This is a genomic window from Nocardia sp. NPDC059228, from assembly GCF_042754245.1.
Classification (GTDB): Bacteria; Actinomycetota; Actinomycetes; order Mycobacteriales; family Mycobacteriaceae; genus Nocardia.
In genome coordinates this window covers 1-24,773 of sequence record NZ_JBHZAL010000003.1, presented here as the reverse complement: position 1 = coordinate 24,773, position 24,773 = coordinate 1, and the positions used below count along the sequence as shown (strand labels likewise).

The following is a 24,773-nucleotide window of genomic DNA, read 5'->3' as shown; positions in this document are numbered from 1 at the left end:
ATACCTGCCGAACCTAGCTGATGCACGCGCCCCCTGCCAACGAGCTCCACGCCTCGCGCCCGACGCACGCTGTCGTTTCACGACTCCCAAGGCGACAACTGATTTCGGAACGTTCGGGGTAACTCATCGGGTACGCCCACAATCGGTTCGGCACCATCCGCAGGCACGGGTGCGGAAACGGCAACGGCTCTCGTCCGCCCGCTGAAGGTGCGGGGAGGCGGTGGAGCTCAGCGATGGGCGTATTCGATCATGGACTCATTGGCCGCGACCTGACCGCCGGTGGTGATGACCAGGCTGTAGGCGGTGATCCGGTACTGCGTGCCGTCGGTGGGATTGACGACCGTGAAACCGCCGGTGCCGTCGGGTACCGGGTCGTCGAGCTGAATGCCCGCATTGTCGCTGATGCGGACGCCCTTGTAATAGAAGCGGCCGGTCAGGGTGCGGCACACCACCAGGCGCGATTTGTCGGTGCGGCCGATGGCCATGGCCGGGTCGTCGGCATTGCAGCGCGGCGGCTGCGCGGTGAAACCCTGTGTGTCCGTACCGGATACGGTGCCCGAGAGCGGGACCAGGGTGGTGGTCGGGACGGTCGTGCGGGCGGTGGTCATGGAGGTGTACGCGGCGCTGGTCTGTGCCGAACCGGTGACCGTCGTGACGCCGCCGGCACCGTCGCCACCGGTCTTGCCGGACAACAGTGCCCACGCGAGCACCGCGCCCAGCACCAGGACCACCCCGATGAGCGCGCCCACCAGCAGCGGCACATTGTTGCGTCCGGCGGGTGGCAACGGCAGCGGCGAGGAAGGGTGCTCGCGGGGCAGGGCCGGGTTCTCGTAGGGCGCGGCCTGGTTCGCGTAAGGCGCGGTTTGGTTCGCGTAGGGCCCTGCCGGGTGCACGTACGACCCGTGGCCGGGCAGATACCCGGCCTGCCCGGCGGGAACCCCGCGCAGCACGGTCGGTTCGTTGTTGCCCGGCCCGGCGGGGACCGGGCCGGAAACCTGGCCGTCGCGCGGGTAATCCACCGGGCCGGAAAGCTGCTGCGGTCCCGAACGGTCCACCGGGGGCTGCGGTCCCCGGGTGTAGTCCACCGGGCCCGAGGGATGACCACCCCCGGGACCTTCGCCGGGCCCGGCCGGACGACCGGGACGCGGGTAATCGACGGAGCCCGACGGCTGATCGAGGTAATTCGGCCCGGAGTGCCCGGAGTGTCCGGGCGGGACGGCCGGGGAACCGATGGTCGGTGGGGCGGGCGGCACGGTGGTGCGGGTGCGCTCGCCGTGGCCGGTCCGCATCAGTGCGGCCCGGGCGGCGCGGGCGAGCTGCCCGGCGGTGGCGTAGCGCCGGGTCGGATCCTTGGCCATACCGATGGCGACCACCTGGTCCAGACCGACCGGGACCCCGGCGCGGACGCTGGGCCGCGGCGGGGGCGTGAGCATGTGGGCCCGGATGGTGGCGAGATTGCCCTCCACCCGGAACGGCGGACCGCCGGTGAGGCATTCGTAGAGCACGCAGGCCAATGCGTAGATGTCGGCGCCGGGCGAGACCGAGGCATTGTGCTCGAAGCGTTCCGGGGCCATGTAGGCGAAGGAGCCGATGGCATTGCCGGTCTGAGTGAGCTGGACGTCGGACTCGGTGTGCGCGATGCCGAAATCCACCAGGTAGGCGAAGGTTTCGCCGGTGAGCAGGATATTGGCGGGTTTGACGTCGCGGTGCACGAGCCCGCTCTCGTGGGCGGCGTCGAGTGCGGCGGCGACCTGCTCCACCACGGTGACGGCCTGCTCGGGCGCCATCGGGCCCTCGTCGTGCAGGTAGGCCTTGAGGTCGCGGCCGCGCACCAGCCGCATGTCGATGAACAGGACGCCGTCCACCTCACCCCAGTCGTGCACCGGAATGACGTGCGGTTCCTGGAGTTTGGCGGCGGTGCGGGATTCGCGGCGGAAGCGCTCGACATAGGTGGGCTGCCGCGCCAGATCGACATCCAGCAGTTTCACCGCGACCACCCGGTCGCGCACCGTGTCGTAGGCCTCATAGACCTCGCCCATGCCGCCGACCCCGAGCAGCCGCCGCAACTCGTACTGCCCGAACCGCGAACCGGCCCTCGCCCCTGCGGCCACCCTGCGTCGTCCTCCCTGCCGCTGGATATACAACAGGAAAGGCTACGGGCCGTGCGACGCACTGTCATTCCCCCGATCTCCGCGCAGTCGTTCCGCCGATGACCGCGACAGTGCGCGACGACCCCGTCAAGCCCCGAACAGTGCCGTTTCCCATTCGGCTGGACTGATCTCCGCAGCCGAGAAACACTGTCGTTCCCCGAACAGAAGTACAGGTGACTCGACGTGAGTGTGTCCCGCACGCCCCGTAGAGTCATGTCACGGACTTCGGTCAGTAGGCACCTCACCGGTGCTTTTGGAAAGACATGCGGCACACCGTGCAGCGCGAGGAGCACCAGTGTCACTCGATGAGCCACTCGCCCCGCTTCCCCAGGAGGGCATGGGCTTCGCTTCCGCGTGGCCCGTCCGAGCCGGCGACGTGGATCCCTATCAACGGCTGCGATTCGATGCCGTGGCCCGCTACCTCCAGGACATCGCCTGGGAGGAAATGCAATCCGGATTCTTCCATCGGACGGATCCGGCCTGGATCGTGCGGCGCACCGTGGTGGACGTGGTGCGGCCCATCCACTGGCCGGACCGGGTGGAACTGCGGCGCTGGTGTTCGGCCATGTCGACGCGGTGGACCAATATGCGGGTGCGGATCACCAGCGAGAACGGCGGCCTGATCGAGACCGAAGGGTTCTGGATCAATATCAACGAGTTCACCAATATGCCGACCCGGATCAGCGACGAGGGCCTGGCCGAGCTCGCCCGCACCACCGATCAGCACCGGCTGCGCTGGCGGCCCTGGCTCACCGACCCCACGCCGCCGGAATCGGATGTCGATCTGCCGTTCCCGGTGCGCGCCACCGATATCGACCAGTACAACCACGTGAACAACGCGGCCTACTGGCAGGCGGTGGAGCAGTACCTGGTCGACTACCCGAAGCTGGTGGCCGGGCCGCATCGCGCGGTCATCGAGTACGTGGCGCCGGTGCTGGCGCGCCAGCACATCAGCGTGCGCAGCCGGTACGAGCCGGGCGATCGAACCGGGCATCCGGCGGCACTGCGGCTGTGGTTCGTGGTGGGCGGGGTCACGACCACGGCGGTGCGCATCGGGCCGCTGCCCAGCTGAATTCATACTGCCCAGCTGAATTCGATACGGCCCCCGAACAACCGCGAAAACGGCTGTGGCCCCACCCATTACAGGTGGGGCCACAGCCATCGGTGCATGCCCTGAGAGTCCCGAGAGTTGGGTCTAGCCCTTGGCGGCCTTGAGGAGGTTCTCGACGCTGGTGAACTTCACGCGCGGGCGGCCCGCGGACTTGCCCGCGGTCTTCTCGGCGGCGTCGATGGCCTTCCAGCCGTCCCGGCCGATCTGGTCGGGCTGACGCTCGGCGAGGAGGGCCTCCAGCGCGGCACGACCGGCTTGCGGGGCAGCGAGCTTGCCCTGGGTGAAGTCCTCGATGAGCTGGTCGACGGTCTCCTGCGAGTCCATGCGGTTGGAGCCGATGACGCCGCGCGGGCCGCGCTTGATCCAGCCGGAGACGTAGACGCCCGCAACGGGATTGCCGGCGGCCAGGACTCGGCCCTTGTCATTGGGGATGACGCCGGCGGACTCGTCGAACGGCACGTCCGCGACGGGCTCGCCCTTGTAGCCGATGGAGCGCAGCACCAGCGACGCCTCGACGGTGCCGGTGCGGTCCGAGGCGCGGGCCACGGTGCGGCCGTTCTCCTCGACCAGCTCGTTGTGCACGTACTCGACCGTCTCGGCCTTGCCGCCGCCGGTGATGGCGGTGGGAGAGACCAGGTAGCGGAACACGATTCGCTTGTTGTCCGGGTTGCGGGAACCGGCGGCGTATTCCTGGGCGAGGGTGTACTTGAGCTGCAGCGAGGGCTCGACCTCCGGGTCGTCCAGCTCGGCCTGCGAGGCCGGGTCCAGGACCAGGTCCTCGGGGTCGACAATGATGTCGACGCCCTTCAGGTGCGTGAGCGCCAGGAACTCCGGCGAGGTGTAGGCGGCCTGCAGCGGACCGCGGCGGCCCAGCACCACGACCTCGGTGATGTTGCTGCGGCGCAGCGCATCCAGGGCATGGTCGGCGATATCGGTCTTGGCCAGCTCGTCCGGGTCGACGGTGAGCACGCGGGCCACGTCGAGCGCCACATTGCCGTTGCCGACGATGACGGCGCGCTCGCCGGAGAGGTCGAATTCACGGTCGGCGAAGTCCGGGTGGCCGTTGTACCAGGCCACGAACTCGGTGGCGGAGTGGCTACCGGGCAGCTCCTCGCCGGGGATGCCGAGGTGGCGGTCGGTGGCCGCGCCGACGGCGTAGATGACGGCGTGGTGGTGGGCGAGCAGCTCCTCGTGCGAGATGTGCTTGCCGACTTCGACATTCAACCGGTACTGCAGCGCCTCGCGCCGGAAGGCCGACTCGAACAGGCCGGCCACCGACTTGGTGCCCGGGTGGTCGGGGGCGACGCCCGCGCGCACCAGGCCGTACGGGGTGGGCAGCCGGTCGAACAGCTCCACCTCGACATCGGCGCGGCGCAGCAGCTCCTCGGCGGCGTAGCAGGCGGCAGGGCCCGCGCCGACGATGGCAACCCGCAGCGTGCCCAGTTCCTTGGGCGCCCGGGACGGCGCGACCAGCGGCTCGAAGTTCGACTCCAGCGGATGCCGTTGGAAGTAGGCGGCATTGATATCGCGGAAGCGCGCCAGCGAGGCGAGCAGATCGTCCTCGGAGAAGATCGCGTCGACCGGGCAGGCGTCGACGCAGGCGCCGCAGTCGATGCAGGTGTCCGGGTCGATGTAGAGCTGCTCGGTGGTGGCGAACTCGCGTTGCTCGGGCGTGGGACGAATGCAATCGACCGGACACTCGGGTACGCAGCTGGCGTCGTTGCAACAACGCTGCGTGATCACATAGGCCATATCTCGCAGATCCTCGAAACTGTCGCGTGTAATACTCCGCTCGGGGTCGAGCAGGGTCGGTAGAACACGTTCTAATATAGGCGGCGTTCCATCGGGTGTCGGCACTGCGATGTGTCGCCACCTTCAGTGTGCCTCGAGTGTGAGCACTGTCTCGCGTCGGCACCGGCGTGCACCGCTGTGAGACCGGTCTCCCGGGCGCACTCGAGGCCCCCTACCGTAATGCCTATGGTGCGGACTCTCATCCTGATGCGGCACGGCAAATCCGGATACCCGGAGGGCGTGCAGGACCACGAGCGGCCCCTGGCCCCGCGCGGGCGGCGCGAGGCGGCGCTGGCGGGTGACTGGCTGCGCGCCACCCAGCCGGAGATCGACGCCGTCCTCTGTTCCACTTCGACGCGAACGCGGGAGACCTTGGTGGCCACCGGCATCACCGCGCCGGTGACGTTCGAGAGCTCGATCTACGAGGCGTCCCCGCACATCATCATCGAGATGCTGCAACTCACCGACGATGCCGTGGAAACCCTGCTGGTCATCGGCCACTCCCCCGGAATGCCCTGGACGGCATGGGAATTGGCAGCCAACCGGCATTCCGGCCCGGCCGAGGAGATGAGCGCGAAATTTCCCACCTCGGCGCTGGCGGTCATCGAGTTCGACCGCCCGTGGGCAGCCGCCGACCCGGGCACGGGTGAACTGGTGCGATTCCACGTGCCGCGGTAGGCCCGGCTACCCCGGCAGGGCCGGGCTCAGCCGAGTAGCTTGCCCTTCCACACCACGACACCACCGAAGATCAGCAAGAGCAGCAGCGCCGGCCAGAAGCCGAGCAGCCACCACACCACGCCCAGCACCGCCACCACCGGCAGCGCGGCAATGGCCGTGATCACCGGTTGTTCCTTGGCCGTCTCCAGGGCCGAGCGGGCCCTGATCCGATCCACGTCTTTTCCAGCCATGACCCCAGGGTAGGCGCGAAACGGGCCGGTCGAGCCGCACATCGAAACTTCGCGCACCCACGCCCTCGACGTCGCACGCCCGTAGGCTTGCTTGGAGTGCACTCCAACCCACTAACGTCGTGGATGGTCGGCAGGAAGGGGCGAGACCGATGAGCGCAGCACCGGTACAACAGCGCAATCCGGCACCGCAGGACACCGTGGAGCACGAACGGCCGCGATATTCGATCGGCGAGGTCTCCGATCGGTGCGGCCTGACCCGGGACACGCTGCGCTGGTACGAGCGCATCGGCCTGATGGACTACGTGGGCCGCGACCACTCCGGCCAGCGCCGGTTCAGCGACCGGGATCTGGGCTGGCTGGCGTTCATCGGGAAGCTGCGGCGCACGGGCATGTCGGTGGCCGACATGGTCAAGTACGCGGAGCTGGTGCGGGCCGGGGAGCACACCTATCCGGAGCGGCTCGAGATGTTCCGGCGGACCCGCGCCGAAGTGCTCACCCAGATCGAGGAACTGCAATCCACCCTGGTGGTCCTCGACTACAAGATCGAGCTCTACGGCGGCGGACAGACGTGTGATCCGCCGGCCGGGTCGAACGACGCTGCCCGGGTCGAGTCGAACGGCACTGCCCGGGTCGGGTCGAACGGCACTGCCCGCCAGGGGGACTGAGCGCCGGCGCGCCCGGATCAGCCGATCTGGATGGAGCGCTTGGCCATTCCGTACCAGAAGCCGTCGATGGCGGTGTGCTGCGTGGCCAGTTCGTCCGCGCCCGCGCCGAGGGTCACGAACAGCGGCGCGAAATGCTCGGTGCGCGGGTGGGCGCGGCGGGCGTCGGGGGCGGTGCGCTCGAAGTCCAGCAGGGCGTCGATGTCGCCGGCGGCCAGTGCCTCGTCGCCCCAATGGTCGAATTCCCGGGACCAGCCGGGCGCGAAGTCGGCCGGCATGGAGAAGTTCGCCTCACGCAGGTTGTGCGTGAAGAAGCCGCTGCCGAGGATGAGGACGCCCTCGTCGCGCAGCGGGGCGAGACGGCGGCCCAGGTCGTAGAGGCCGACCGGGTCGAGGGTCGGCAGGGACAGCTGCAGGACCGGGATGTCGGCATCGGGATACATCTCGACGAGCGGCACGTACGCGCCGTGGTCGAGGCCGCGGGTCGGCGCGTCGTGCACCGGCCGGCCCGGACTACCCAGCAGCGCACGGACTTTCGCGGCCAGGTCGGGAGCGCCCGGGGCGGCGTAGCGGACCCGGTAGTAGTGCTCGGGGAAGCCCCAGAAGTCGTAGAGCAGCGGCACCGTGGTGGTAGCGCCGAGGGTGACGGGCGCGTCCTCCCAGTGCGCGGAGACCACCAGAATGGCGGTGGGCCTGGGCAGTTCGGCCGACCAGGCGGCGAGTTGGCCGGGCCAGATCGGGTCGTCGGCCAGGGGCGGTGCGCCGTGGCTCAGGTAGAGCACCGGCATGCGGTCCGTCCGCTCGTGAGTCACGGCCTGGGACATGGGATTTCCTCTCGATCTCAACCACGGAACTCGATGGTCGGCTCAGCCACGGAGCTGGATGGTCGGCTCAGCCACGAAGCTGGATGGTCGGCTCAGCCTCGGAGCTGGATGGTCGGCTCAGCCGACGAGCCGGATGGTGTGCCCGGTGTGCTCGGCCTTGGCGCGCAGGTAGCGCAGGTTGTCGGGGGTGGCGTGGACGCCGGTGGGGACGGTGTCGCGCACCGTCACGCCGAGCGCGGTCAGCTGGCGGACCTTGTCGGGGTTGTTGGTGAGCAGGTCGAGTTCGCCGACGCCGAGGGCGGTCAGCATCTGGGCGGCCGCGGTGTAGTCGCGGGCGTCCTCGTCGAAGCCGAGTTCGGTATTGGCCTGGTAGGTGTCCAGGCCCGAGTCCTGCAGCGCGTAGGCGTCGAGCTTGTTGTAGAGGCCGATGTCGCGGCCCTCCTGGCGCAGGTAGAGCAGGATGCCGCCGGTGCCGGTGATGAGCTCGACGGCCTCGCGCAGCTGCGGTCCGCAGTCGCAGCGGGCGGAGCCGAAGACGTCGCCGGTGAGGCATTCGGAGTGCAGCCGCACCAGCGGCGTGGCCGGCCCGTCCGGTCCGAGGCCGGGTTCACCGAGGACGAGGGCGACGTGCTCGCGGCCGTCGGCGAGGCCGTCGAAGGTGACCGCCTGTGCGGTCGTCGAGTAGCCGTCGGCGAAGGTCAGCGGAATCCGCACGCGGGTGCGGACGCTTGCACCGACGAAGGTGCTGCTCATGATTGCTCCTGAGGCCAGGGACCAGTTCTTTGAATGAGGCACAGTGTTCAAATTTGAACCGCAGGGGGCCGGATGTTATTCCAACCCGAACAACCGGCTGTAACCTGGGCAGATGAGTCCACGCTGGCTGAACGAGGAGGAGCGGGCGGCCTGGTTGGCCTTCCTGAGCGCCTCCAGCCTGCTGGAACGCCGGCTCGGCAGACAGCTCGAGCGGGACTCCGGACTCTCCCACCTGCAATACGAGATCCTGGTCCGCCTCGCCGCCGCCCCCGACGGCGAACTGCGCATGACCGAACTGGCCTCGACCCTGCTCAACTCCAAGAGCAAGCTCACCTACCAGGTCGACCAGCTGGAGAAGGCGGGCCTGGTGACCCGCCGCAACTGCCGCACCGATCTACGCGCGGTCTACGCCCGCCTCACCGACGCCGGACGCGAGCGCCTCGAACAGGCCGCCCCTGGCCACGTCGAGACGGTGCGAGAATTCTTCGTCGACGCCTTCACTCCAGAGCAATTGGCCGCTGTGGCAGCGGGTTTCACCGAGGTCAACCGCCGCCTCCGGGAAGAAACCGGGTAACCGTTCCGAGTCCGCTCAGGACGCCTCGGCCACACCGGGATTCGGGTCGTAGGGCGCGGCCAGGACCGCGTCCCGGTGCCGGGCCAGCAGCATGCGGCGCTGGGTCAGCTCGGCGATCTGGTCGTCGAGGCGATCCAGGCCGTCGCTCACCACCTGCCGGGAGTGATCACAGTGCTGGAAGCCGGATTCGGTGGCGCAGGGCAGCAGCTCCCGGATATCGCGGGTGGGCAGTCCGGCGTCGAGGAGTTCGCGGATGCGGGCGACCCGATCCGGGGCGGTGGCGGGGTAGCTGCGGTAGCCGTTCGAATCCCGGTGCGGGACAAGCAGTCCCTGCTCCTCGTAGTAGCGCAGCAGCCGGGCGGGCACCCCGGTGGCCCGGGACAGTTCGCCGATCAGCACTGTGACCTCCCGCACATCGCGTTGACCTTCACATCCATGTGAATCCCTAACGTCGCCGCCATGACGAACATTTCTCCCGAAAGCCCGGTCCTCACCACCCAGGTCTCCGGTTCCGGCCCCGCCATCGTGCTGGCCCACGGTGGAGGCGGCGGCATCGACGCCAACTTCGGCGGCCTGATTCCCCTGCTCGCCACCGATCACCTGGTCATCGGTTCCGATTACCCGGCCGACGACACTCCACTCACCCTGGACTCGCTCGCCGACGCCCTGGTCGCCGAGGCGGTGGCCCGCGAGGCCGAGACCTTTTCGATCGTCGCCTTCTCCCTCGGCACCGCGGTGGCGATCCGGGCGGCGGTGCGGCATCCGGAACGAGTGCGCGGGCTGGTGCTCACCGGCGGCTTCGCCCGGCCCGACAATCGGTCGCGGCTGAACATCCAACTGTGGCAGCGCGCCCTGGCCGCTGGGGACAACGAATCCTTCGCGCGGTTCGTCCTGCTCGCCGGGTTCAGCGCGGACTTCGTGAATGCCCTTCCCGAAGAGCAGCTTTCGGCGATCCTGGCGCAGACCGCCGCGAACATCCCGGGTGGCACCGCCGCGCAGGCGGCGCTGATCGAGCACACGGACGTGCGTGCCGACCTGCCGCAGGTGGCGGTGCCGACGCTGGTCATCGGGCTCGCCGGCGACCTGCTCTGCGATCCGGCCAACGCCCGCGAACAGGCCGCCGGGATTCCGGGGGCCGAGTACACCGAACTCCCGGGCGGGCACGTCGTCATGGTGGAGCAGCCCGATGCCTGGCACGCGGCCGTGCTCGATTTCTTCGCCCGGCAGCGGGCGGCCGCGGCACGCTGAGTTCACGTGGAAGTCCCCGGTGAGTTCACCGGGAGGACCTCGGTCTGAAACACCAATTTTCAGACCAGAAGGCACGGTTCACATTCTCGGCTTACGATGCAGCCACTATGCAGTCGCCTGTAACTCACGACCGGGTGTGGATCGACAAGCAGACACCCGAGGTCTTCCGCGAACTCAACAGCGTCGCGTTCGCGGTGCGGAACGCCGCCGCGGCCGCCGATCTGGACCGCGCGGTCATGGAATTGGTGAATGTCCGCGTCTCCCAGCTCACCGGTTGCCCGTTCTGCCTGGACCTGCATTCCCGGTACGCCCGCGAAGCCGGCGTCACCCAGCAGCAATTGGATGTCCTGACCGCCTGGCGCCGCAGTCCGTACCTGTTCACGGAACTGCAGCAGGCCGCGCTCTCGGTGGCCGAGACGGTCACCTCATTGCCGGATGAGGAGACCATGCAGCGTGAGTATGCTGCTGCGCGGCAACATTTGTCGGATGACCAGATGTCCGTTCTCATCTGGGCTGCGACCACTATCGGCGCGTTCAATCGCGTGTCGATTATGAGCAGACATCCGGTGCGGGTGCGGAAGGAGAACTGAACAATGAGCGAACAGGCTGTGACGGCCGCAGTCGTTCGTAACGACGCGCAACACCGGTACGAGGTGTGGTACGGGAATTCGCTCGCCGGGTTCAGCGAGTACCGCGAGCGCGACGACAACGACACCACCTTCATTCATACCGAGGTGGATCAGGAATTCAGCGGCAAGGGCCTGGCGAATCTGCTCGCGCAGGAGGCGATCAAGGACGTGATCGCCCGCGGCCGCGTCATCGTGGCACGCTGCCCGTTCATCAAGGGCTGGTTGGACAAGCACCCGGAATACGACGAATACGTGGTGGGCAAGGGCATCAAGAGGTGAGCAGGGAGGAGCGGGCATGAGTGATCTGGAGCCACGGCCGGAAGAGGCGCTGTGCGAATCGTCCGGGCGACCCGGGCCACGCGCCGAGTTCTTCCCGGCCCGCGAGGTGCCGCTGGGCGGCGTGCGCGGGGTGACCGTCTTCCGGTCGCTGCCGCAGCGGGACCTGCCGACAGTGGGCGCATGGTGCTTCCTGGACCATTTCGACGGCGGCTCGCCCGCCAACCCGGAGGGGCACGACATCGACCCGCATCCGCACATCGGATTGCAAACGGTCACGTGGCCGCTGGACGGGCGGATCCGCCACCGCGACAGTGTGGGCTCGGATGTGGAGATCGCGCCCGGGCAGCTGAACCTCATGACCTCCGGACGCGGCATCGCGCACTCGGAATATCGAGTGCCGGGCCACATCTCGGGTCACGGGCTCCAGCTGTGGGTGGCACTGCCGGACGAATCCCGGGATATCGCACCGCATTTCGAGCAGCATCGGGACCTGCCCGAATTCACGCTGCCGGGGCTGCACGGCGTCGTCCTGATGGGCACGCTCGGCGGGGCCACCTCGCCGGCGCGGGCCTACACCCCGATCGTCGGCGCCGATCTGCGGCTCGAGGCGGGAGCGGCGGTGACACTGCCGCTGAACCCGGACTTCGAGCACGCGGTGCTGGTGATCGCGGGCGGGCTCCGCGTCGACGACACCGACGTCGCGCCCGGCAGCCTGTTCTACCTGGGCAGCGACCGTGAGTCCCTCCGGCTGCACGACTCCGCGGGCGGCGCGCATCTGCTGCTGCTCGGCGGTGAACCGTTCGGCGAGGATCTGGTCATGTGGTGGAACTTCGTGGCGCGCAGCCATGAGGAGATCGAACAGGCCCGCAACGACTGGGAGAAGCGCGATGTCGGCCGCTTCGCCGATATCGCCGGGCACACGCCGGATCAGCGGATCCCGGCGCCGCCGCTGCCGGGGCTGCATCTGAAGCCGCGCAAGCGCCGCTGCGGCGTGCCGCACGAGTAACGGGGTCGGCCCCGAACCACACTGGTTCGGGGCCGATTTCGTTGCGGCCCGGCAGTCAGCGGCTGGTCATCGACTGAGTTCCGATGACCCGCAACAGATCCAGCTTCTGCTGGGTGTCGGTGCCGGGCGCGGGGTAGTAGATCAGCACGTGCCGGGTGGCGCTGGGGGTGAGCAGCGGTTCGCAGATCAACTCCAGCACACCGACTTCCGGGTGCACCATGCGCTTGGTGTGGCCGGTTCCGGTACCCACCTCGTGCTCGTTCCACAGCCGCTCGAACTCCGGGCTGGCGGCCCGCAACCGGGCCACCAGCTCGGTCACGTCGGCGTCGCCGGCGCGGCGGGCGGAGACCGCGCGCAGATCGGCGACATGCTTGTGGCTCATGGCTTCCCAGTCCTCCGGCGGGAAGATGGCGCGGGAGCCGGGTTCGGTGAACCAGCGCCACGGAATGCATCGTTCCAGCCCGCGCCGCTGCGAGTAGTCCCCGGACAGCAGGGTGTGCATGCGGTTCTGCACCAGCACCTCACCCAGGTCCGAGATGACCACGGCCGGGGTGTCGTCCAGCTTCGAGAGCAGGTGCAGCAGGCCCGGTCCCACGTGGCTGTCGCCGCCGCGCGCGGGGGCCTGGTGGCCGGACAGGTGGTAGACGTGGTCGCGCTCGCTGTCGGTCAGCCGCAGCGCCCGCGCCAGCGACGCCAGCACCTGCACGGACGGGCGCGGGCCGCGTGCCTGCTCCAGCCGGGTGTAGTAGTCGGTCGACATGCCCGCGAGCATGGCGACCTCGTCGCGGCGCAGGCCCGGGGTGCGGCGGCGCGCGCCCGGCGGCAACCCGACGGTGGCGGGTTGCAGCTGCTCACGGCGGCGGCGCAGGAAGTCGGCCAGCTCGGTTCGATCCACCTCACCACTGTCCCCCGCCCCCGGCCCGCTAGCCAGGTACCGGCGATCCCAGTCTGCGCCGCGCGAAGTCCACCCCAGCCGTCCTCGGGGGTAACCAGGGATCGGCGATCCCTGGATGAACGCTCCTCTCCCGGACCCCGCCGCGCAGGCGCAGTGTTATCGGCATGACCACGAACCTCAGCACCGTTCAGCTCGGCAAGACCGGGCCCGCCGTCTCCCGCCTGGCCCTCGGGGCCATGGGTATGTCCGGCATGTACGGCACGGCCGACGACGCCGTCTCGATCGCCACCGTGCACGCCGCCCTCGACTCGGGCGCGAACCTCATCGACACCGGCGACTTCTACGGCATGGGCCACAACGAACTGCTCATCCGGCAGGCGCTGGCCGACCGCAAGCGCGAGGACATCGTGCTCAGCGTGAAGTACGGCGCGCTGCGCGGACCCGACAACAGCTTCGGCGGTGTCGACACCCGGCCCGCGGCCACCAAGAACTTCCTCGCCTACTCCCTGCAGCGACTGGGCACCGACTACGTCGACATCTACCGGCCCGCCCGGCTGGACCCGAACATCCCGATCGAGGAGACCATCGGCGGCCTCGCGGAGCTGGTGCAGGCCGGCTACATCCGCCACATCGGCCTGTCCGAGGTGGGTGCGGAGACGCTGCGCCGCGCGGCGGCCGTGCACCCGATCGTGGACCTGCAGATCGAATACTCCCTGGTCTCGCGCGGCATCGAGGCCGAAATCCTGCCCGTCGCACGGGAACTCGGCATCGGCGTCACCGCGTACGGGGTGCTCTCCCGCGGCCTGCTGAGCGATTCGCTGCGGCCCGGGCAGCAGTTCGCACCCTCCGATTTCCGGGCGCACAGCCCGCGTTTCCAGGGCGAGAACCTCGACGCCAACCTGCGCCTGGTCGACGCACTGGCGAAGATCGCGGCCGAACACCAGGTGAGCGTGGCCCAGCTGGCCATCGCCTGGGTGCTGTCGCGGGGCACCGACATCGTGCCGCTGATCGGCGCGCGGAGGCCGGAACGCTGGGCCGAAGCCGTTGCGGCGGTGGATATTCGGCTGTCCGAGGCCGAGCTGGCCACCATCGAGGCGGCCGTGCCCGCCGACCAGGTGGCGGGCGGCCGCTACGCGCCCGCGCAGATGGCCATGCTCGACAGCGAGCGCTGAGTCACCTCGCTGGAGCCGGAATCACTTCCGGCGCGGGCGGAATCACTTCCGGCGCGGCCGGATCACCGCGGTGAAGGCGGCGCGGGCCACGGGCTTGCCGGTGACGTCGGCGATCGTCACCGGCACCTCGAGCTCGATCTCGGTGCGGGATTCGATGTTCGCGCGAGTCTCGGCGATGGTCTCCGGCGTCAGCTCGGCGGTGGCGCTGAACGGGCCCGCCTCGCCCTTGGCGCGGGCCAGGTATTCGATGCGGCCGTCGCGGGCGACGATGAAGGTGTCGGCGAGCAGGTCCACGATGCCGGAGATGGACGCACCCATGGCGGCCGTCTCGGCCAGGCCGAACAGCAGGGCGGCGTGGATGTCGCCGTTGTGGTTGAAGTGCTCGGGGCGCGCGGCCATGCGGACCACATTGCGGCCCGGGGCGTAGTCCACGCCCTCGATACCGGTGAACTGGATGAAGCCGAGCTTCTGGAAGCCCGCCATCACCATCTCGCCCATGGCGGCGTTCGCCTCGTCCTTGGTAGCGCTGTCCATCGCCTCTCCTGCCCGGCCAGAAATTGAAACCTGTTCCAATTTCATACCGGGCCGGGCGCGGCTTTGTCCACGGCAGCTTCCTGCCACGGATCCACGGCAGCCTCCCGCCGGGTCAGCCCACCACCCGGCCGGCCAGCCCCAGCGCCTCCGCGGTCCGGGCCATGGTCTGGCGCGCCAGCCGGGGATCCTTGGCCAGGCTCTGCCCGAGTGTCGGCATCAGCTCGCGCAACCGCGGCTCCCAGAGCCGGGAGTAGCGCGGGAAACAGCGCTCCAGCACCTCGAGCAGGATCACCGGGGCGGTCGACGCACCCGGTGTCGCGCCCAGCACGGCGGCGATCGAACCATCCTGCGCGGCAACGACTTCCGTCCCGAACTCCAGCACCCCGCCCTGCTCCGGATCCGGCTTCACCAGCTGGGCGCGCTGACCCGCGGTGACCAGGGTCCAGTCCTCGGCGCGGGCCTCGGGGACGAATTCCCGCAGCGCGGCGAGCTTCTTCTTCCGGGTCGAGGCCAGCTGCGTCACCAGCAGCCGCATCAGCTCGGGATTCGACTTCAGCGTGGCCGCGATCGGGCCCGCATTGCCCGGCCGCACCGACCCCGCGGCGTCGAAGAGCGAACCACGTTTCAGGAAACGCGGATTCGCCCCGGCGTACGGACCGAACAGCAGCGCGCGATCGCCGTTCACGACCCGGGTATCCAAGTGCGGCATGGCAATCGACGGCGCACCCGAGGGCGCGCTGCCGTAGACCTTCCCGTCGTGCTCGGCCACCACGGCGGGATTGTCGCAGCGCAGGAATCGACCACTGACCGGCAGCAGGCTGTAACCGTGCACTTCCCGAACACCGGCCCGCTGCAGAATTTTCAGCGCCCACCCGCCCGCGCCCGCGAATACGAAGCGGGCGTCCACCTTTCGCGTGAGGCGGTCGTTGTCGGTGCGCCAGTCGACCCGCAGCTGCCAGGTGCCGTCATTGTTGCGGCGCAGCCCGCGCACCTCGCAATTGCGGTGAATCTCGACATCCTGCCAGCGCAGCCAATGGAACAGCTGGCCGGTCAGTTCGCCGAAATCCACATCGCTGCCGGTGATATCGCGGGTCGCGGCGATCGGCTCGGAGGCGTCACGGCCCCGGGTGATCAGCGGAGCCCAGTCGGCAAGGACCTCCGGGTCGTCGCTGAATCGCATATTCGCGAAAAGGTGGTGCGCGGACATGGTTTCGTGGCGGCGGCGCAGGAAATCCACTTCCCGCTGCCCGCGCGCCAGCGTCAGGTGCGGAACCGGATTGATGAAGGTCTCCGGCTTGCGCAGCACCCCGGATTCCACCAGCGACGCCCACAGCTGCCGGGTGAGCTGGAACTGCTCATTGAGCTCCAGCGCCGGCTCGATATCGATACTGCCGTCGGGATTCTCGGTGGTGTAATCGAGTTCGCACAGTCCGGCATGGCCGGTGCCCGAATTGTTCCAGGCCGCCGACGCTTCGGAGCCCACCTCGGGCAATCGCTCGTACACGCCGATGGTCCAGCTGGGTTCCAGATGCTTGATCAGCATCGCGAGCGTCGCGCTCATGATGCCGCCGCCGATCAGCACGACATCGTAGGGCCGCAGCGGCAGTTGTGTTCTCATCGTCATTACCTGGAAAACCCCGATTGAACTCGTACAGCGTACGGGCACGCTAGCACCATCCACCGGCCCGCCAGGGCGGCGCAGCAACACTATCGCCGAACCCCGCACCGCGCACCCGGAGCTACCGGCCGGGTTGCGACATTGTTCGAAAGCGTCCTATATTGGCCACAATCCAAGAGATGCTCTCCAGAAGTTGTGCCGCAGAATGAGAGCATCCGCCTCCGGAGAGGCGCGGAGTGGGCGGCAGTGTTGTTGTGCCCACTCATCTCTCCATGGAGGTCATCCCCATGCATATCGGTCTCGGACTTCCCATTTCCGATCCCCTCGCCCTGCTCGACTGGGCGCGCCGCGCCGACGCCGGCCCCTTCTCCACCCTCGGCCTGCTCGATCGGCTGGTCTACGACAATCCCGAACCGCTGGTCACCCTCGGCGTGCTCGCCGGCGCGACCAGCCGCGTCAAGCTGCAGACCGAGGTCCTCATCGCGCCCCTGCGCGATCCCGCACTGCTCGCCAAGCAAGCCGCCACCCTGGATGTGCTGTCCGGCGGGCGCTTCGTGCTCGGGCTCGGCGTGGGCGGGCGCGCCGACGACCACGAGGCCTCCGGCACCGACCTGCACACTCGCGGCCGCCGCCTCGATCAGCAGATCGGCCTCATGCGCGATCTCTGGGCGGGCAAGCCCTTCAGTTCCACCTGCGGGCCCATCGGCCCCGCACCGAGCTCACCCTCCGGCCCGGAACTGCTCTTCGGCGGCTTCCAGCCCGCCGCGCTGGAACGTGTCGGCCGCTGGGGCGGCGGCTTCCTCGCGGCCGCCGCGCCCTCCTGGGCGGGCGGGCTCTTCGACACGGTCCGCCGTTCCTGGCGCGACCACGGCCGCACCGGCGCGCCCCGCATCGTGGCCCAGGTCAATGTCGCGCTCGGCCCGGACGCCGTCCTCGACGACGCCCGCACGTCCATGGGCGCGTACTACGAATTCTCCGGCCGCGCCGACTTCATGGTCGACGGCATGCTGACCACGCCCGGCGAAATCCGCGACGCCATCCGGCAATTCGGCGATCTCGGGGCGGACGAGGTGATGCTGTACTGCTACGGCCGCGACGCCGATCAGGTGGATCGGCTCGCCGACGTGATCGGCTGACCGTCCCGCGGGCTCAGCCGACCATCTTGCGAGCCCGGTAGGCCGCGACCGCATTGCGGTTGGTGCAGGCCGTGGAGCAGTAGCGGCGGGAACGGTTGCGGGACAGGTCCAGCACGATGCCCGCGCAGGTCTCGTCGGCGCAGATGGCCAGCCGGGACAGCTCGTCGGCGCGGATCAGGTCGATCATGGCCATGGCGGTCTCGACGGCCATGCGGACATCCAGCGGAGCCTCGGGCGGCACCGCGTGGATGTGGTAGTCGAGGCCGTCGTGGCGGACCAGCCGCGGCACCGCGCGATGCTCGGCCAGGATGGCGTTCACCAGGTCGACCGCGGTGTCGCGGTCGGCGGTGAGCAGGCGGCGCAGCGGGGCGCGCTGGGCGCGGACGGCCGTCAGCTCCGCCCGGGTGCGGGCATGGACGCCGGTGTAGCCGTGCTTGACGAAAAACTCGTCCAGCTGGGCGATCTCGGTGAGGGTGTCCGGCTCCTCGGCCGAGTTCACCAGTTCCACCGCCGCCGCCATGGCCGCCACCGTGTCATCAGCGAAAATCACTTTGACAGATTACACCCGGGCCACTTAGCGTCATTTGTCATGGCGACTTTGACTCATGACAGGGCGGCGGCGTCGCACCGGCTGCGTTCCGGACTGCTCTGCGCCGCGCTGTCGGCATCCGCGTTCGGGCTCTCCGGCCCGCTGGCCCGCGGGCTCATCGACGCCGGCTGGAGTCCGGCCGCCGTGGTCATCGTGCGCGTACTGCTCGGCGCGCTGGTGCTGCTGCCGGTGGCCGCGCGGCAGTTGCGCGGCGACTGGAACCTGCTGCGCCGCAATGCCGCCCTGCTCGCGGGCTACGGCCTGCTGGCCGTCGCCACCGCGCAGCTGGCCTACTTCAATGCCGTCGCGCACATGGATGTCACGGTGGCGCTGCTCATCGAATACACCGCACCCATCGCGGTGGTGGTGTGGCTGTGGCTGCGGCACAGCCAGAAACCCGGGCGCGCAACCGTTCTCGGCGCGGTCATCGGCGTTACCGGCTTGATCCTGGTGCTCGACCTGAACTCCGGGACGGCCACCAGTTGGGTCGGCATCACCTGGGCGCTGGGCGCGATGGTCGGCGCGGCAGCGTATTTCATCCTGTCCGCGCACGCCGGGGATCAGGTACCCGGCACCGTGCTGGCCACCGGCGGACTGCTGGTCGGCGGGCTCGGCATTCTGGCGGCCGGGCTGATCGGCATCGTGCCGCTGCACGCCACCACGGCATCCGTAGCGTTCCAGGGCTTCACAGTGGACTGGTGGGCACCGCTGCTCGCGCTCGGCGTGATCACCGCCGCCGTCTCGTACGTGACCGGCATTGCCGCCACCCGGCTGCTCGGCTCCCGGCTGGCGTCCTTCGCGGCGCTCGGCGAGGTGCTGGCCGCCATTCTGTTCTCCTGGGCGCTGCTCGGTCAGGCGCCCGCGCCGATCCAATTGCTCGGTGGCGCATTGATTCTCATCGGCGTGGTGGTGGTCCGGCTGGGCGAGCCCGCGGACGACCCGCTCGCGACCGCTACGCCGCACTCCTGACACCGGCGCTGACCTGCCGGTTCCATTTTCCGATTGCCCTTGTGCGCCATAACCCTTCACATCTCGAGTTGATAACGGTAGTTTGTCGCAAATGTCGGGGAACCAGTCCGCAACTCGAGGAAAACCACGATGGCTATAACCAAATACATTGCGCCCGCCCTGCTTTGCCTGACCGCGACCACGGTCGCGGGCACCGCAGCCGCCGAACCGGCGCAGGCTCCGGAGCAACCCGCCCTGCAGATCAAGGGCACCGATCACAACATCGGCTATGACGTGGCCCTCACCGCCGACCACCGCGCCGCCGTCAGCACCCTGCAGGCCGGGCACTTCCTCGCCACCTGGGACGGCGACGCCGTCATCGTGACCAACGACGACGGCGTCCTGGTCTCCACCGTCCCCCTGAAGTACGACATCGACGGCAAGACAGCCGAATTCACCCCGACGATCGATCAGGACAACCGCCGGCTGACCCTCACCCCCATCGCGGAATCCGACACCCCGGTCCGCGAGGTCGACGCCCAGCAGCACTTCTTCGACGTCGTCCAGGCCAACCTCCCCGCGGTAGCCACCGGCGCGGCCATCGGCGCCACCATCGGCTTCATCGCGGGCTTCCCCGTCGGCCTGTTCGTCCTCGACTTCATCACCGCTCCCCTGCTCGCCGTGGTCGGCGGCGTGGTCGGCGGCGCCATCGGGCTCCAGATGTCCGGCGGCCAGCAGGCCACCGACGCGGCCCTCAGCTACGTCGACACCCTCGCCCCCGGCACCGGCAACCTCTTCCGCCCGGTCTTCGCCGCCCTCCCCGCCGCCCCTCAACCGGCGAGCTGACCCGCCCCGCAGCACAATTCGGCCCGCGCTCCTCGTCAGAGCGCGGGCCGAATTGCGGGTACATGAACTACCAAGTGACCTCGGGCAATTCGATGTCGAGGGGGAACGGGCGATCAACCGCCGGCATCGCAGCTTCGAAACCGAAGGCAGCGCAAATAGATCCGGCCCCCGCTTCGATGTGAAGCGGGGGCCGGATCCGTGATGTGCCCGGCTAGCGGACTCAGCGGTAGTCGCTGAAGCCGTAGTCGTCCAGCGGGACCGCGGCACCGGTGGAGGTGCCGAAGCCGTCCGGGCTGTAGTAGCTGTCGTCGTAGGACGGGACAGCGTACGCGGCCTGGCGGGCCTCCTCGGTGGGCTGAACCTGGATGTTGCGGTACCGGTTGATGCCGGTACCGGCCGGGATCAGCTTACCGATGATCACGTTCTCCTTCAGGCCGATCAGCTTGTCGGAGCGGCAGTTGATCGCGGCGTCCGTGAGCACGCGGGTGGTCTCCTGGAAGGAGGCCGCCGACAGCCACGAATCGGTCGCGAGCGACGCCTTGGTGATACCCATCAGCACCGGGCGACCCGAGGCGGGCTCGCCACCCTCCGCGACCACGCGGCGGTTGGCGGACTCGAACTCGGCGCGCTCCACCAGCGAACCCGGGAGGAACTCGGTCGCACCCGAATCGATGATGGTGACGCGGCGCAGCATCTGGCGGACGATCACCTCGATGTGCTTGTCGTGGATGGACACACCCTGCGAGCGGTACACCTCCTGGACCTCGTGGACCAGGTGGACCTGCACCTGACGCGGACCCATCACGCGCAGCACCTCGTGCGGATCGGCCGAGCCCTCGAGCAGCTGCTGACCGACCTCGACGTGGTCACCGTCGGCCAGGAGACGCTCGGAGCCGTCCTCGTGCTTGAACACCCGCAGCCGCTGACGCTTCGACAGCTTGTCGTACAGGACCTCGTCCGACCCGTCGTCCGGGATGATCGTGATCTTGTAGAAGCGGTCGTCGTCCTCGAGCCGCACGCGACCCGACACCTCGGCAATGGGGGCCTTGCCCTTGGGCACACGAGCCTCGAAGAGCTCCTGCACTCGGGGCAGACCACCCGTGATGTCGTCACCCGCGACACCACCCTGGTGGAAGGTACGCATGGTCAGCTGGGTACCGGGCTCACCGATGGACTGGGCGGCGACGATACCGACGGCCTCGCCGATGTCCACCAGCTTGCCGGTCGCCATCGAGCGGCCGTAGCAGGTGGCGCACACGCCGGTGCCGGTGGTGCAGGTCAGCACGGAGCGGACCTTCACCTCGGTGATGCCGGCCTCGAGCAGCGCCTCCAGGGCGGGATCGCCCAGGTCGTGGCCCTTCTCGACGACGACATTTCCGTTCGCGTCCACCGCGTCGGTGGCCAGCGTACGAGCGTAGGTGCTGGTCTCCACGTGGGCGTCCCGGATGAGCGAGCCGTCGGCCTGCTTCTCCGCGATCGGCACCACGATGCCACGCTCGGTGCCACAGTCGGTCTCGCGCACGATGACGTCCTGCGACACGTCCACCAGACGACGGGTCAGGTAACCCGAGTCGGCGGTACGAAGCGCGGTGTCGGCCAGACCCTTACGCGCACCGTGGGTGTTGATGAAGTACTCCAGAACCGTCAGGCCCTCACGGAAGGAGGACTTGATCGGCCGCGGGATGAACTCACCCTTCGGGTTGGTAACCAGACCCTTCATACCGGCGAGGGTACGAGTCTGGGTGAAGTTACCCGTCGCGCCCGAGTCGACGATCGTGATGATCGGGTTGTCGGCCGGGTAGTGCGCGCGCAGCGCCTTACCGACCTCTTCGGTCGCTTCCTGCCAGATCTTGACCAGGGCGTTGTTGCGCTCCTGGTGATCGAGCGCACCACGCTGGTACTTCTTCTCGATCTGATCCGACTGCGCCTCGTAGCGCTCCATGATCTCCGCCTTCTCCGGCGGAACGAGCACGTCCGACATGGAGACGGTGACACCGGAGCGGGTGGCCCAGTAGAAGCCGGAGTCCTTCAGCTTGTCGACGGTCTGCGCCACGACGATCATCGGGTAGCGCTCGGCGAGATCGTTGATGATCGCCGCCTGACGCTTCTTCGGCATCGGCTCGTCGATGAACGCGTAGTCCGCCGGGAGCAGGTCGTTGAAGATGACGCGGCCCAGCGTGGTCTTGGTGATCCACGCGTCGCCCCGCTGCCAGCCGGCCGGGAACAGCTCGGCCTCGACGTCCTTCGGCGGACGCTGCTCGGTCAGGCGAATCTTGATCAGCGAACGCACGGTCAGCTCACCGCGGTCGACGGCCATCTGCGCCTCGGCGGGCGAGGAGTAGACGCCGAACTCGGCCTCGTCCTTGGTGGCCGCGCGGTACTCGCCCTTCGCGCCCTCTTCCAGGCGAGTCAGGTAGTACAGACCGGTCACCATGTCCAGACGCGGCATGGCGAGCGGACGACCCGACGCCGGCGACAGGATGTTGTTCGAGGACAGCATCAGGATGCGGGCCTCGGCCTGCGCCTCCGCCGACAGCGGCAGGTGCACGGCCATCTGGTCACCGTCGAAGTCGGCGTTGAACGCCTCACACACCAGCGGGTGCAGCTGGATGGCCTTACCTTCGACCAGCAGCGGCTCGAAGGCCTGGATACCCAGGCGGTGCAGGGTGGGCGCACGGTTCAGCAGCACCGGGTGCTCGGAGATGACCTCTTCGAGGACATCCCACACCTGGGGACGCTGACGCTCGACCATCCGCTTGGCGGACTTGATGTTCTGCGCGTGGTTCAGGTCGACCAGACGCTTCATGACGAACGGCTTGAACAGCTCGAGCGCCATCAGCTTGGGCAGACCACACTGGTGCAGCTTGAGCTGCGGGCCGACGACGATGACCGAACGGCCGGAGTAGTCGACACGCTTACCGAGCAGGTTCTGACGGAAACGACCCTGCTTGCCCTTGAGCAGATCGCTCAGCGACTTCAGCGGGCGGTTACCCGGACCGGTGACCGGACGGCCACGACGGCCGTTGTCGAACAGCGCGTCCACCGACTCCTGAAGCATGCGCTTCTCGTTGTTCACGATGATCTCGGGCGCACCCAGATCGATCAGTCGCTTCAGCCGGTTGTTGCGGTTGATGACGCGGCGGTACAGATCGTTCAGGTCGGAGGTCGCGAAGCGGCCACCGTCCAGCTGCACCATCGGGCGCAGCTCCGGCGGGATCACCGGCACGGCGTCGAGGACCATGCCCATCGGCGAGTTGCCGTTGGTCTGGAACGCGGCCACGACCTTCAGACGCTTCAGCGCGCGCAGCTTCTTCTGGCCCTTGCCCGTGCGAATGGTCTCGCGCAGGTTCTCGGCCTCGGCGGCGATGTCGAAGGTCTCCATGAGCTTCTGGATCGCCTCGGCACCCATGGCACCGGTGAAGTACTCGCCGTAGCGGTCCTGCAGCTCGCGGTAGATCACCTCGTCGATGATCAGCTGCTTCTTGGCCAGCTTGGTGAAGGTGGTCCAGATCTCCTCGAGCCGGTCCAGCTCACGCTGGGCGCGGTCGCGCAGCTGACGCATCTCGCGCTCGCCGCCGTCCTTGACCTTGCGGCGGACGTCGGACTTGGCGCCCTCGGCCTCCAGCTCGGCCAGGTCGGCCTCCAGCTTCTGGGCGCGGGCCTCGAGGTCGGCGTCGCGCTGATCGGCGACCGACTTCTTCTCGACCTCCATCTCCGCCTCGAGCGTGGACAGCTCGTTGTGGCGCAGCTCGTCGTCGACCGAGGTGATCACGTACGCGGCGAAGTAGATGATCTTTTCCAGATCCTTCGGCGCGAGGTCGAGCAGGTAGCCCAGGCGCGACGGCACACCCTTGAAGTACCAGATGTGGGTGACCGGGGCGGCCAGCTCGATGTGGCCCATGCGCTCACGACGCACCTTGGCACGAGTCACCTCGACACCACAGCGCTCACAGATGATGCCCTTGAAGCGGACACGCTTGTACTTACCGCAGTAGCACTCCCAGTCCCGGGTGGGACCGAAGATCTTCTCGCAGAAGAGGCCGTCCTTCTCCGGCTTCAGCGTGCGGTAGTTGATGGTCTCCGGCTTCTTGACCTCGCCGAAAGACCAGTTGCGAATGTCTTCGGCGGTCGCCAGGCCGATCCGGAGTTCATCGAAGAAGTTGACGTCTAGCACGTAACTTCCTTTCCCCTGTTCGGGTTGAGAATGAGCAAAAGTTCAAATCCGTTGCCCTGGAGCGCCTCCCGGCGCTCCAGGACCGTTCGCTCACTGCGCCAGGTCGTCGACCGTCGCAGCCTCGTTGCGGGACAGGTTGATACCCAGGTTCGCCGCGGCGCGCTCCAGGTCCTCGTCGTCGCCGTCGCGCATCTCGATGGCGGCGCCGTCCGAGGACAGCACCTCCACGTTCAGGCACAGCGACTGGAGCTCCTTGAGCAGAACCTTGAACGACTCCGGGATGCCCGGCTCCGGAATGTTCTCGCCCTTGACGATCGCCTCGTACACCTTCACGCGGCCGACAACGTCGTCCGACTTGATGGTGAGGAGTTCCTGCAGGGTGTAGGCCGCGCCGTACGCCTGCATGGCCCAACATTCCATTTCACCGAAGCGCTGACCACCGAACTGCGCCTTACCACCCAGCGGCTGCTGCGTGATCATCGAGTACGGACCGGTCGAACGCGCGTGGATCTTGTCGTCGACCAGGTGGTGCAGCTTCAGGATGTACATGTAGCCGACCGAGACCGGGTACGGGAACGGCTCGCCGGAGCGGCCGTCCAGCAGGATGGCCTTACCGTCGTCGTTGATCATCTTCTCGCCGTCGCGGTTCGGCAGCGTCGAACCGAGCAGGCCGGTCAGCTCTTCCTCACGCGCACCGTCGAACACCGGGGTGGCGATGTTCGTGTCGGCGGGCTGGCCGATCATTTCCTCGGGCAGGTTCTTCGCCCAGTCCGGGGAACCGTCGACCTGCCAACCGGTCTTGGCGATGTAACCCAGATGGGTCTCCAGCACCTGGCCGATGTTCATACGACGCGGCACACCGTGGGTGTTCAGGATGATGTCGACCGGCGTGCCGTCGGGCAGGAACGGCATGTCCTCCTGCGGGA

Annotated in this window: 23 protein-coding genes and 1 pseudogene; 12 read left to right on the top strand and 12 right to left on the bottom strand. The window is 68.3% G+C overall.

What is annotated here, in order from left to right:
* Positions 1-227: 227 nt before the first annotated feature.
* On the bottom strand, positions 228-2,111 hold the full coding sequence (locus tag ACFXKA_RS06480) for a serine/threonine-protein kinase (protein ID WP_379426383.1): 1,884 nt from the start codon (positions 2,109-2,111) through the stop codon (positions 228-230).
* Between the two features lie 334 nt (positions 2,112-2,445).
* On the opposite strand from ACFXKA_RS06480, the gene ACFXKA_RS06475 reads away from it, so the two are divergent.
* Positions 2,446-3,222: an acyl-ACP thioesterase domain-containing protein gene (locus ACFXKA_RS06475; protein WP_354836503.1), complete on the top strand. Its 777-nt coding sequence runs from the start codon at positions 2,446-2,448 to the stop codon at positions 3,220-3,222.
* Positions 3,223-3,345: 123 nt separating this feature from the next.
* On the opposite strand, the gene ACFXKA_RS06470 is transcribed toward ACFXKA_RS06475, so the two are convergent.
* Positions 3,346-5,013: an FAD-dependent oxidoreductase gene (locus ACFXKA_RS06470; RefSeq protein ID WP_379426382.1), complete on the bottom strand. Its 1,668-nt coding sequence runs from the start codon at positions 5,011-5,013 to the stop codon at positions 3,346-3,348.
* Positions 5,014-5,238: 225 nt separating this feature from the next.
* Here ACFXKA_RS06470 and ACFXKA_RS06465 point away from each other — a divergent pair, with 225 nt between their 5' ends.
* Positions 5,239-5,730, top strand: a complete 492-nt coding sequence (locus ACFXKA_RS06465) for a histidine phosphatase family protein (protein WP_354836507.1) — start codon at positions 5,239-5,241, stop codon at positions 5,728-5,730.
* Positions 5,731-5,756: 26 nt separating this feature from the next.
* Here ACFXKA_RS06465 and ACFXKA_RS06460 read toward each other — a convergent pair whose 3' ends face one another.
* Positions 5,757-5,960: a hypothetical protein gene (locus ACFXKA_RS06460; protein WP_354836509.1), complete on the bottom strand. Its 204-nt coding sequence runs from the start codon at positions 5,958-5,960 to the stop codon at positions 5,757-5,759.
* A 149-nt stretch (positions 5,961-6,109) separates the two neighbouring features.
* Between ACFXKA_RS06460 and ACFXKA_RS06455 the strand changes: the two genes are divergently transcribed.
* Positions 6,110-6,625 (top strand): MerR family transcriptional regulator, encoded by a 516-nt coding sequence (locus tag ACFXKA_RS06455; RefSeq protein WP_379426381.1) that lies wholly within the window; start codon positions 6,110-6,112, stop codon positions 6,623-6,625.
* A 17-nt stretch (positions 6,626-6,642) separates the two neighbouring features.
* On the opposite strand, the gene ACFXKA_RS06450 is transcribed toward ACFXKA_RS06455, so the two are convergent.
* Both ACFXKA_RS06450 and ribA read right to left on the bottom strand, forming a co-directional pair.
* Positions 6,643-7,446 (bottom strand): dioxygenase, encoded by an 804-nt coding sequence (locus tag ACFXKA_RS06450; protein WP_379426380.1) that lies wholly within the window; start codon positions 7,444-7,446, stop codon positions 6,643-6,645.
* 117 nt (positions 7,447-7,563) lie between these two features.
* Complete coding sequence (gene ribA, locus ACFXKA_RS06445) at positions 7,564-8,199, bottom strand: GTP cyclohydrolase II (RefSeq protein ID WP_354836515.1); 636 nt, start codon at positions 8,197-8,199, stop codon at positions 7,564-7,566.
* 112 nt (positions 8,200-8,311) lie between these two features.
* On the opposite strand from ribA, the gene ACFXKA_RS06440 reads away from it, so the two are divergent.
* Positions 8,312-8,773: a MarR family winged helix-turn-helix transcriptional regulator gene (locus ACFXKA_RS06440; RefSeq protein WP_379426379.1), complete on the top strand. Its 462-nt coding sequence runs from the start codon at positions 8,312-8,314 to the stop codon at positions 8,771-8,773.
* A 15-nt stretch (positions 8,774-8,788) separates the two neighbouring features.
* Here the strand turns inward: ACFXKA_RS06440 and ACFXKA_RS06435 are convergent, their stop codons facing one another.
* Positions 8,789-9,187, bottom strand: a complete 399-nt coding sequence (locus ACFXKA_RS06435; protein ID WP_379426378.1) for a MerR family transcriptional regulator — start codon at positions 9,185-9,187, stop codon at positions 8,789-8,791.
* A gap of 45 nt (positions 9,188-9,232) precedes the next feature.
* Here ACFXKA_RS06435 and ACFXKA_RS06430 point away from each other — a divergent pair, with 45 nt between their 5' ends.
* The 4 genes from ACFXKA_RS06430 (at position 9,233) to ACFXKA_RS06415 (ending at position 11,935) form a co-directional block, all read left to right on the top strand.
* The gene (locus ACFXKA_RS06430) at positions 9,233-10,021 is read left to right on the top strand and encodes an alpha/beta fold hydrolase (protein WP_379426377.1); all 789 of its coding nucleotides are present in this window, start codon (positions 9,233-9,235) and stop codon (positions 10,019-10,021) included.
* 107 nt (positions 10,022-10,128) lie between these two features.
* Positions 10,129-10,611, top strand: a complete 483-nt coding sequence (locus tag ACFXKA_RS06425; protein WP_354836523.1) for a carboxymuconolactone decarboxylase family protein — start codon at positions 10,129-10,131, stop codon at positions 10,609-10,611.
* A 3-nt stretch (positions 10,612-10,614) separates the two neighbouring features.
* Positions 10,615-10,929: a GNAT family N-acetyltransferase gene (locus tag ACFXKA_RS06420; protein ID WP_354836525.1), complete on the top strand. Its 315-nt coding sequence runs from the start codon at positions 10,615-10,617 to the stop codon at positions 10,927-10,929.
* A gap of 16 nt (positions 10,930-10,945) precedes the next feature.
* A complete protein-coding gene (locus tag ACFXKA_RS06415; RefSeq protein ID WP_379426376.1) occupies positions 10,946-11,935 on the top strand; it encodes a pirin family protein in 990 nt (329 codons plus the stop codon).
* Between the two features lie 55 nt (positions 11,936-11,990).
* On the opposite strand, the gene ACFXKA_RS06410 is transcribed toward ACFXKA_RS06415, so the two are convergent.
* Complete coding sequence (locus tag ACFXKA_RS06410) at positions 11,991-12,830, bottom strand: helix-turn-helix transcriptional regulator (RefSeq protein ID WP_354836529.1); 840 nt, start codon at positions 12,828-12,830, stop codon at positions 11,991-11,993.
* A gap of 164 nt (positions 12,831-12,994) precedes the next feature.
* Between ACFXKA_RS06410 and ACFXKA_RS06405 the strand changes: the two genes are divergently transcribed.
* Positions 12,995-14,002: an aldo/keto reductase gene (locus ACFXKA_RS06405; RefSeq protein ID WP_379426375.1), complete on the top strand. Its 1,008-nt coding sequence runs from the start codon at positions 12,995-12,997 to the stop codon at positions 14,000-14,002.
* Positions 14,003-14,044: 42 nt separating this feature from the next.
* Here the strand turns inward: ACFXKA_RS06405 and ACFXKA_RS06400 are convergent, their stop codons facing one another.
* Both ACFXKA_RS06400 and mqo read right to left on the bottom strand, forming a co-directional pair.
* Positions 14,045-14,536, bottom strand: a complete 492-nt coding sequence (locus ACFXKA_RS06400) for a PaaI family thioesterase (RefSeq protein WP_040862003.1) — start codon at positions 14,534-14,536, stop codon at positions 14,045-14,047.
* Between the two features lie 112 nt (positions 14,537-14,648).
* Positions 14,649-16,154, bottom strand: coding sequence for a malate dehydrogenase (quinone) (gene mqo / locus ACFXKA_RS06395; RefSeq protein WP_379426374.1), 1,506 nt, complete (start codon positions 16,152-16,154; stop codon positions 14,649-14,651).
* 254 nt (positions 16,155-16,408) lie between these two features.
* On the opposite strand from mqo, the gene ACFXKA_RS06390 reads away from it, so the two are divergent.
* The gene (locus ACFXKA_RS06390; protein WP_379426373.1) at positions 16,409-17,290 is read left to right on the top strand and encodes an LLM class flavin-dependent oxidoreductase; all 882 of its coding nucleotides are present in this window, start codon (positions 16,409-16,411) and stop codon (positions 17,288-17,290) included.
* A 13-nt stretch (positions 17,291-17,303) separates the two neighbouring features.
* On the opposite strand, the gene ACFXKA_RS06385 is transcribed toward ACFXKA_RS06390, so the two are convergent.
* Positions 17,304-17,840 carry a CGNR zinc finger domain-containing protein gene (locus tag ACFXKA_RS06385; RefSeq protein ID WP_379426372.1) on the bottom strand — a complete coding sequence of 179 codons (537 nt, stop codon included), beginning with the start codon at positions 17,838-17,840 and terminating at the stop codon, positions 17,304-17,306.
* Positions 17,841-17,879: 39 nt separating this feature from the next.
* Here ACFXKA_RS06385 and ACFXKA_RS06380 point away from each other — a divergent pair, with 39 nt between their 5' ends.
* Complete coding sequence (locus ACFXKA_RS06380) at positions 17,880-18,848, top strand: DMT family transporter (RefSeq protein ID WP_379426371.1); 969 nt, start codon at positions 17,880-17,882, stop codon at positions 18,846-18,848.
* Between the two features lie 129 nt (positions 18,849-18,977).
* Positions 18,978-19,673, top strand: coding sequence for a hypothetical protein (locus tag ACFXKA_RS06375; protein ID WP_379426370.1), 696 nt, complete (start codon positions 18,978-18,980; stop codon positions 19,671-19,673).
* A gap of 220 nt (positions 19,674-19,893) precedes the next feature.
* On the opposite strand, the gene ACFXKA_RS06370 is transcribed toward ACFXKA_RS06375, so the two are convergent.
* Both ACFXKA_RS06370 and ACFXKA_RS06365 read right to left on the bottom strand, forming a co-directional pair.
* A complete protein-coding gene (locus tag ACFXKA_RS06370; RefSeq protein ID WP_379426369.1) occupies positions 19,894-23,847 on the bottom strand; it encodes a DNA-directed RNA polymerase subunit beta' in 3,954 nt (1,317 codons plus the stop codon).
* Positions 23,848-23,937: 90 nt separating this feature from the next.
* Positions 23,938-24,773, bottom strand: a pseudogene (locus ACFXKA_RS06365) (DNA-directed RNA polymerase subunit beta); the annotation flags it as partial.

Coding starts and splice junctions, on each gene's coding strand:
- ACFXKA_RS06470 (WP_379426382.1), bottom strand. CDS start 5,013: ATGGCCTATGTGATCACGCAGCGTTGTTGCAACGACGCCAGCTGCGTA.
- ACFXKA_RS06465 (WP_354836507.1), top strand. CDS start 5,239: ATGGTGCGGACTCTCATCCTGATGCGGCACGGCAAATCCGGATACCCG.
- ACFXKA_RS06460 (WP_354836509.1), bottom strand. CDS start 5,960: ATGGCTGGAAAAGACGTGGATCGGATCAGGGCCCGCTCGGCCCTGGAG.
- ACFXKA_RS06455 (WP_379426381.1), top strand. CDS start 6,110: ATGAGCGCAGCACCGGTACAACAGCGCAATCCGGCACCGCAGGACACC.
- ACFXKA_RS06450 (WP_379426380.1), bottom strand. CDS start 7,446: ATGTCCCAGGCCGTGACTCACGAGCGGACGGACCGCATGCCGGTGCTC.
- ribA (WP_354836515.1), bottom strand. CDS start 8,199: ATGAGCAGCACCTTCGTCGGTGCAAGCGTCCGCACCCGCGTGCGGATT.
- ACFXKA_RS06440 (WP_379426379.1), top strand. CDS start 8,312: ATGAGTCCACGCTGGCTGAACGAGGAGGAGCGGGCGGCCTGGTTGGCC.
- ACFXKA_RS06430 (WP_379426377.1), top strand. CDS start 9,233: ATGACGAACATTTCTCCCGAAAGCCCGGTCCTCACCACCCAGGTCTCC.
- ACFXKA_RS06425 (WP_354836523.1), top strand. CDS start 10,129: ATGCAGTCGCCTGTAACTCACGACCGGGTGTGGATCGACAAGCAGACA.
- ACFXKA_RS06420 (WP_354836525.1), top strand. CDS start 10,615: ATGAGCGAACAGGCTGTGACGGCCGCAGTCGTTCGTAACGACGCGCAA.
- ACFXKA_RS06415 (WP_379426376.1), top strand. CDS start 10,946: ATGAGTGATCTGGAGCCACGGCCGGAAGAGGCGCTGTGCGAATCGTCC.
- ACFXKA_RS06405 (WP_379426375.1), top strand. CDS start 12,995: ATGACCACGAACCTCAGCACCGTTCAGCTCGGCAAGACCGGGCCCGCC.
- ACFXKA_RS06400 (WP_040862003.1), bottom strand. CDS start 14,536: ATGGACAGCGCTACCAAGGACGAGGCGAACGCCGCCATGGGCGAGATG.
- mqo (WP_379426374.1), bottom strand. CDS start 16,154: ATGAGAACACAACTGCCGCTGCGGCCCTACGATGTCGTGCTGATCGGC.
- ACFXKA_RS06380 (WP_379426371.1), top strand. CDS start 17,880: ATGGCGACTTTGACTCATGACAGGGCGGCGGCGTCGCACCGGCTGCGT.
- ACFXKA_RS06375 (WP_379426370.1), top strand. CDS start 18,978: ATGGCTATAACCAAATACATTGCGCCCGCCCTGCTTTGCCTGACCGCG.